The organism is Agarilytica rhodophyticola (assembly GCF_002157225.2).
Lineage (GTDB): Bacteria > Pseudomonadota > Gammaproteobacteria > Pseudomonadales > Cellvibrionaceae > Agarilytica > Agarilytica rhodophyticola.
On the sequence record NZ_CP020038.1, the window covers coordinates 1002501 to 1010000 of the forward strand.

Annotated in this window: 2 protein-coding genes and 2 rRNA genes (2 of these 4 running past the window's edge); 3 read left to right on the forward strand and 1 reads right to left on the reverse strand. The window is 45.6% G+C overall.

The features are described 5' to 3' along the window. Positions 1-198, reverse strand: the 5' end (the start) of a protein-coding gene (locus BVC89_RS04275) for a glycosyltransferase family 9 protein (RefSeq protein ID WP_158657778.1). 876 nt of this gene lie to the left of the window's left edge; the window shows 198 of its 1074 coding nt (coding positions 1-198); its start codon is at positions 196-198; the stop codon falls past the left edge of the window. A 542-nt stretch (positions 199-740) separates the two neighbouring features. Between BVC89_RS04275 and BVC89_RS04285 the strand changes: the two genes are divergently transcribed. The 3 genes from BVC89_RS04285 to dnaE form a co-directional block, all read left to right on the forward strand. Continuing rightward, a 23S ribosomal RNA gene (locus BVC89_RS04285) occupies positions 741-3610 on the forward strand. Between the two features lie 292 nt (positions 3611-3902). Beyond that, positions 3903-4018 (forward strand): 5S ribosomal RNA (rrf, locus tag BVC89_RS04290). 214 nt (positions 4019-4232) lie between these two features. Then, positions 4233-7500: the 5' portion of a DNA polymerase III subunit alpha gene (gene dnaE / locus BVC89_RS04295; protein WP_086930018.1), read on the forward strand. The gene runs 239 nt beyond the window's last position; only the first 3268 of its 3507 coding nucleotides appear in the window; the start codon lies at positions 4233-4235; its stop codon lies beyond the right edge, outside the window.

Below are 7500 nucleotides of genomic sequence, written 5' to 3' on the forward strand. Positions count from 1 at the left end.
AGGATCGAATGTGATGACGTTGTCAATATGTGGGTGCCCCTCTAAAAGAGGTTTATAAAGAGGATGTACAAGCCAAGTAACATTCACATTAGGTTTGCCTTCCTTCAAGGTGCTGGCGATAGGCGATGACATGACAATATCCCCTATTGCTGTAAGGCGAATAATTAAAATGAATTGTTTTTTATTTCTTCTGGGCATGCACATTAATCTTATCGGGTGGCTTCTATAATTTTATCAAAAACCAAATAGAAGAACCTTAACTTCGAAAATCTTTTGTTTTTTAAACAGCGAAATTCGATAGGAAAAAGAATTTAAAATATTTTTAATAAAAGTGCTTGACTCAAATCTCTCTGAGGGTATGATACGCACCCTCTCAACGCGGCACAGCAAGCTTGCATTGAGGGAGACAGAGGCAAAGCCCTGTGTACTTAGAGTCTTCAAAGGCTTTAAGCGTTCTTTAACAAAGTGGAAGAAGAAAGAAAAAGGCATAGTACTTATATGTGAGAAGTATAATTGAGTGTAACTCAAGACGTATAAAGTGCTCATGAAAGCGATAGATTCGCGATTGTTTTTTCTTTGTTGTTTGGTTGTTTTTGTAGCTATTAATGTATTAATGGCTGTAGTCATTAGCAACAATGCAGTGTAAGAAGAAGCGATTGGATAATCAGCGCATTTAGGTGTTATACAAGGGCACCTAAATGAAAATTGAAGTCGTAAAGATTTAGTCATTTGTGTTATATGGTCAAGTGATTAAGTGCACACGGTGGATGCCTTGGCAGTTGGAGGCGATGAAAGACGTAGGAGCCTGCGATAAGTTTGGGGGAGTTGGCACACAAGCATTGATCCCAAAATTTCTGAATGGGGAAACCCACTCCTTTTAGGAGTATCTGCATCTGAATACATAGGGTGTAGAGGCGAACCCGGGGAACTGAAACATCTAAGTACCCGGAGGAAAAGAAATCAACCGAGATTCCCTTAGTAGCGGCGAGCGAAAGGGGAGCAGCCGAGAGTTATTAAATTAGTGGAACAGTCTGGAAAGTCTGGCGATACAGGGTGATAGCCCCGTACACGAAGGTTTAGTAGCTCCATATTAAGTAGGTCGGGACACGTGATATCTTGACTGAAGATAGGGGGACCATCCTCTAAGGCTAAATACTCCCAACTGACCGATAGTGAACCAGTACCGTGAGGGAAAGGCGAAAAGAACCCCTGTGAGGGGAGTGAAATAGATCCTGAAACCGTGTGCATACAAGCAGTAGGAGCGCTTCGGCGTGACTGCGTACCTTTTGTATAATGGGTCAGCGACTTATTGTTAGTGGCAAGGTTAAGTGTTAACGGAGCCGTAGAGAAATCGAGTCTTAATAGGGCGTCGAGTCGCTAGCAATAGACCCGAAACCGGGCGATCTATCCATGGGCAGGTTGAAGGTTAGGTAACACTGACTGGAGGACCGAACCGACTAATGTTGAAAAATTAGCGGATGACCTGTGGATCGGAGTGAAAGGCTAATCAAGCCCGGAGATAGCTGGTTCTCCCCGAAAACTATTTAGGTAGTGCGTCGTGTCTTACCCTCGGGGGTAGAGCACTGTTTGGGCTAGGGGGTCATCCCGACTTACCAACCCCATGCAAACTCCGAATACCGAGGAGTACAATCACGGCAGACAGACTGCGGGTGCTAACGTCCGTAGTCAAGAGGGCAACAACCCAGACCGCCAGCTAAGGTCCCAAATACCAGTTAAGTGGGAAACGATGTGGGAAGGCTTAGACAGCTAGGAGGTTGGCTTAGAAGCAGCCATCCTTTAAAGAAAGCGTAATAGCTCACTAGTCGAGTCGGCCTGCGCGGAAGATTTACCGGGGCTCAAACTGGTAACCGAAGCTGCGGATGCATTTATGCATGGTAGGGGAGCGTTCTGTACGCCTGTGAAGGTGAGTTGAAAAGCTTGCTGGAGGTATCAGAAGTGCGAATGCTGACATGAGTAACGATAATGCGGGTGAAAAACCCGCACGCCGAAAGATCAAGGTTTCCTGTCCAACGTTAATCGGGACAGGGTTAGTCGGCCCCTAAGGTGAGGCGGAAACGCGTAATCGATGGGAAGCAGGTTAATATTCCTGCACCGGCTGTAACTGCGATGGAGAGACGAAGAAGGCTAGGCGAGCGTGGCGTTGGTTGTCCACGTTTAAGCTTGTAGGCTGGTGGCTTAGGTAAATCCGGGCTGCTAAGGCTGAGAGGTGATGACGAGTTTCATTATGAGACGAAGTCGTTGATGCCCTGCTTCCAAGAAAATCTTCTAAGCTTCAGGTTACAGTTGACCGTACTCTAAACCGACACAGGTGATCAGGTAGAGAATACCAAGGCGCTTGAGAGAACTCGGGTGAAGGAACTAGGCAAAATGGCACCGTAACTTCGGGAGAAGGTGCGCCGGCTTTGGTGATGGGATTTACTCCTTAAGCTGAGGCTGGTCGAAGATACCAGGCCGCTGCGACTGTTTACTTAAAACATAGCACTCTGCAAACTCGAAAGAGGACGTATAGGGTGTGACGCCTGCCCGGTGCCGGAAGGTTAATTGATGGGGTTAGCTTATGCGAAGCTCTTGATCGAAGCCCCGGTAAACGGCGGCCGTAACTATAACGGTCCTAAGGTAGCGAAATTCCTTGTCGGGTAAGTTCCGACCTGCACGAATGGCGTAACGATGGCGGCGCTGTCTCCACCCGAGACTCAGTGAAATTGAAATTGCGGTTAAGATGCCGTATACCCGCGGCTAGACGGAAAGACCCCGTGAACCTTTACTATAGCTTTGCACTGAACTTTGAGCCTACTTGTGTAGGATAGCTGGGAGGCTTTGAAACTTAGGCGCTAGCCTAGGTGGAGCCAATCTTGAAATACCAGCCTGGTATGTTTGAGGTTCTAACCTCGGTCCCTTAGCGGGATTAGGGACAGTGTATGGTGGGTAGTTTGACTGGGGCGGTCTCCTCCCAAAGAGTAACGGAGGAGTACGAAGGTGCGCTCAGCATGGTCGGAAATCATGCAATGAGTATAAAGGCAAAAGCGCGCTTGACTGCGAGACTGACACGTCGAGCAGGTACGAAAGTAGGTCTTAGTGATCCGGCGGTTCTGTATGGAAGGGCCGTCGCTCAACGGATAAAAGGTACTCCGGGGATAACAGGCTGATTCCGCCCAAGAGTTCACATCGACGGCGGAGTTTGGCACCTCGATGTCGGCTCATCACATCCTGGGGCTGAAGCCGGTCCCAAGGGTATGGCTGTTCGCCATTTAAAGTGGTACGCGAGCTGGGTTTAGAACGTCGTGAGACAGTTCGGTCCCTATCTGCCGTGGGCGTTGGAAATTTGAGAAGAGTTGCTCCTAGTACGAGAGGACCGGAGTGAACGAACCTCTGGTGTTCGGGTTGTCACGCCAGTGGCATTGCCCGGTAGCTATGTTCGGACGGGATAACCGCTGAAAGCATCTAAGCGGGAAGCCTCCTTCAAGATGAGATTTCCCTGGGGCTTGACCCCCTGAAGGGCCGTTTAAGACTAAGACGTTGATAGGCGGGGTGTGGAAGCGTTGTGAGGCGTTGAGCTAACCCGTACTAATTGCCCGTGAGGCTTGACCATATAACGGAAATGATTGAAAGATCTTTATGGCAACGATAATCGATGATAAACGATATAAGTTGTGTAAAGGCTTTGATTGTGTTGATTATACAATGAATGTATTGCTGGCTAGGCTTGGTACTAATCAAGTTATAGCGTAGAGCACTTTAGTTCATGAGTGACACTGGATTATGTGTGTATAAGAACACTATGCTGTCTTCTTCTTTCGCTTGTTAAAGCCTGTGTAACAGGCATGCATAACAGATTCGATGTTGTTGCTAATAACCTTTAGCTGCTTCGTCCACCGGTTATGCCTGACGACTATAGAGCACTGGAACCACCTGATCCCATCCCGAACTCAGACGTGAAACGGTGCATCGCCGATGGTAGTGTGGGGCTTCCCCATGTGAGAGTAGGTCATCGTCAGGCTTTTATTATGAAAACCCCATCCGCTCAGGCTGATGGGGTTTTTTATTGCTTGCGTTATTTACAAAACTCTACAACTATATATTAGTAATCTCATATTTATTTGAGCGCTTCTATTCACTTTTATATTCACTTTTATAAAAATAAGTATTTTGTGAATACTCGCTTATCACTTAGTATCCTCCACTTCTAAAGAAAGTCCCTTAGAGAAAACACTATGACCGCCGATAAATTCGTTCACCTCAGACTTAGAACAGAATTTTCCTTAGTAGATAGTATTGTCCGTATAAAGCCTCTAGTAAAAATGCTGACGGAACTCAATATGCCTGCATGTGCCATCACTGATCAACACAACTTCATGGGTTTGATTAAGTTTTATAAGGCGACTCAAGGGGCTGGAATTAAGCCGATTTGTGGAAGTGATTTATATATAGAATCCAATGACTCTGAAAGTGCTCCCGCCCTCATTACTTTGTTAGCGCAGAATGAGGAAGGCTATCGAAATATCACAGAACTAATTTCATTAAGTTACCAGGCAGGGCAAAATCTCGGTGTCCCTTATGTTAAATATGAATGGATTCAGAAGCTCTCAAGTGGTGTGATAGCACTCTCAGGTGCAAAATACGGTGATATAGGTCAAGCGTTACTGGCTAATCGTGTAGGTGATGCAAAACAACTCATCGCCAACTGGCAAAACATTTTCGGTGATCGCTTTTATTTAGAGCTACAACGTACTGGTAGAGAGCATGATGAAACATATCTTCATAAAGCCATGGAATTGGCCTATGAATTTACCTGCCCTGTAGTAGCAACTAATGACGTTCGCTTTTTAACGCAAGAGCAATATGACGTTCACGAGGCTAGAGTGTGTATTGGTGAAGGCCGCGCCTTAGATGATCCTCGTAGAGAAAAACGCTATAACAGCCAGCAATACCTACGTTCATCAGAAGAAATGTGCGAGCTCTTTAGTGATATTCCTGAAGCGATAGAAAACACCGTTGAAATCGCTAAACGATGCTCTTTTGATATTCAGTTAGGTAAATATTTTCTACCAGAGTATCCGATTCCGGAAGGAATGACAGAGGATGAGTTTTTCAAGAAGATATCTTTTGAGGGTTTGGATGATAGGTTATCGAAGATTTTAGATAAAGATGCGACGGACTATGAGCAGCGTAAGCAAGATTACTATGATCGTCTAGATTTCGAGATAAAAATCATTTGCGATATGGGGTTTCCAGGGTACTTCCTTATCGTAATGGACTTCATTCAGTGGGCCAAAGATCAGAAAATACCAGTGGGGCCAGGTCGAGGCTCGGGTGCAGGTTCTCTGGTAGCTTATTCTCTAATGATTACCGACCTCGACCCTCTTGAATACGACCTTCTTTTTGAACGTTTCTTGAATCCCGAACGGGTTTCTATGCCTGATTTCGATGTTGACTTTTGCATGGAAAATCGCGACCAAGTGATCGGTTATGTGGCCGACAACTATGGCCGTGATGCGGTATCTCAGATTATTACCTTTGGTACTATGGCTGCAAAAGCTGTGGTGCGAGATGTTGCACGTGCCCAAGGGAAATCTTATGGTTTAGCAGACAAGCTTTCTAAAATGATTCCCCCGGATATAGGCATGACACTAGCCAAGGCATATGAAGGGGAAGAAGTAATTCGTGATTTTCTAGCAAATGATGGTGATGCCCAAGAAATTTGGGACATGGCCTTACAGCTCGAAGGGATCACTCGTAACGTAGGTAAGCACGCAGGTGGTGTAGTGATTGCGCCGACCAAACTGACAGATTTCGCTCCTCTCTATTGTGATGAGAGTGGCGGTGGTTTGGTTACCCAGTTTGATAAGAATGACGTTGAAGAAGCCGGCCTTGTTAAGTTTGACTTCTTGGGTTTGCGAACGCTTACAATCATCGATTGGGCCGTTAATATGATTAATGCTCATCGAATGGAAGATGGTGAAGAAGCTCTAGATATCGCGACTATCCCATTAGACGATACAGAAACTTTTTCTATGATCAAGAAAGCTGAAACTACCGCGGTTTTTCAGCTTGAATCTCGTGGCATGAAAGAGCTAATTAAGCGTCTACAGCCAGATAATATTGAAGACATGATTGCATTGGTTGCGTTATTTCGCCCGGGGCCATTGCAATCAGGTATGGTGGATGATTTTATTAATCGTAAGCATGGGCGTGCGCAAGTCGCCTATCCCGATGCTAAGTACCAACATCTTTCTTTGAAACCTATTTTAGACCCTACTTATGGAGTTATTGTCTACCAAGAGCAAGTAATGCAGATCGCTCAGGTACTTGCTGGCTATACCCTTGGCGGTGCAGATATGCTGCGCCGAGCCATGGGTAAGAAAAAACCTGAGGAGATGGCTAAACAGAGGAGTGTCTTTAAGGAAGGGGCACAAGGTTTAGGTATTGATCCAGAATTGGCAATGAAAATTTTCGATCTGGTGGAAAAATTCGCTGGCTACGGATTTAACAAGTCTCACTCTGCTGCCTATGCACTAGTCTCCTATCAGACTGCATGGCTAAAGGCTCATTATCCGGCTCATTTTATGGCAGCTACCATGTCTTCGGATATGGATAAAACAGATAAAGTAGTAACGTTCATCGAAGAAGTTCGAAACATGGGGCTCAACCTTTTGCCTCCAGATGTGAACAGTGGTCAGTTCCAATTTGTAGTAGATAAAAGTAATAATATTATTTATGGGCTCGGCGCTATTAAGGGCTTAGGTGAAGGGCCAGTTGGCAACATCATCGAAGCACGTAAGGATGGCCCGTTTAAGAATATATTCGATTTTTGTGCCCGTATTGATTCAAGAAAGGTTAACAAAAGAGCACTCGAAGCCTTAGTTAAAAGTGGCGCGCTAGACAATCTCGGGCCGAAGATTGATATTGATTATGATCGGGCAGTGATGTTTCTCGCCATTCCTGAAGCTGTGAAAACTGCTGAACAGAGCGCAGCAAGTGCCGATGCGGGAATGGCAGATTTGTTTGGTGATGTGGTTCCTAGTTCGGAAGAAGAAGATGTCTATGAGGACTTCAAGGCAACTAATCGATGGGCGATGAAAGAGCGTCTAGAGTTTGAAAAAGAGACCTTGGGGCTATATCTAACCGGCCATCCGATTGATGAGTACGAAGCTGAGCTTACAGATATTGTTTCTTCGAGAATATCCCATGCGAAAGCAGACAAGAATAAGCAGACACTCGCCGGTCTAGTGGTGGCATTTCGCCTGATGAAGACGAAACGCGGCGATTCGATGGCTTTTGTTACCTTGGATGATCGTACCGGCAGAATGGAGGTTGCTGTGTTTTCAGATGCATACGAGGAATGTCGAGAAATTCTTGTTAAGGATGCGATGTTAGTCATCGAAGGACAGGTGAGTAATGACGATTTCAGTGGTGGATTAAAAATGCGAGCTGATAATGTCAGCAATCTAGCCGAAGCAAGGATGAATAATGTTTTAGGTC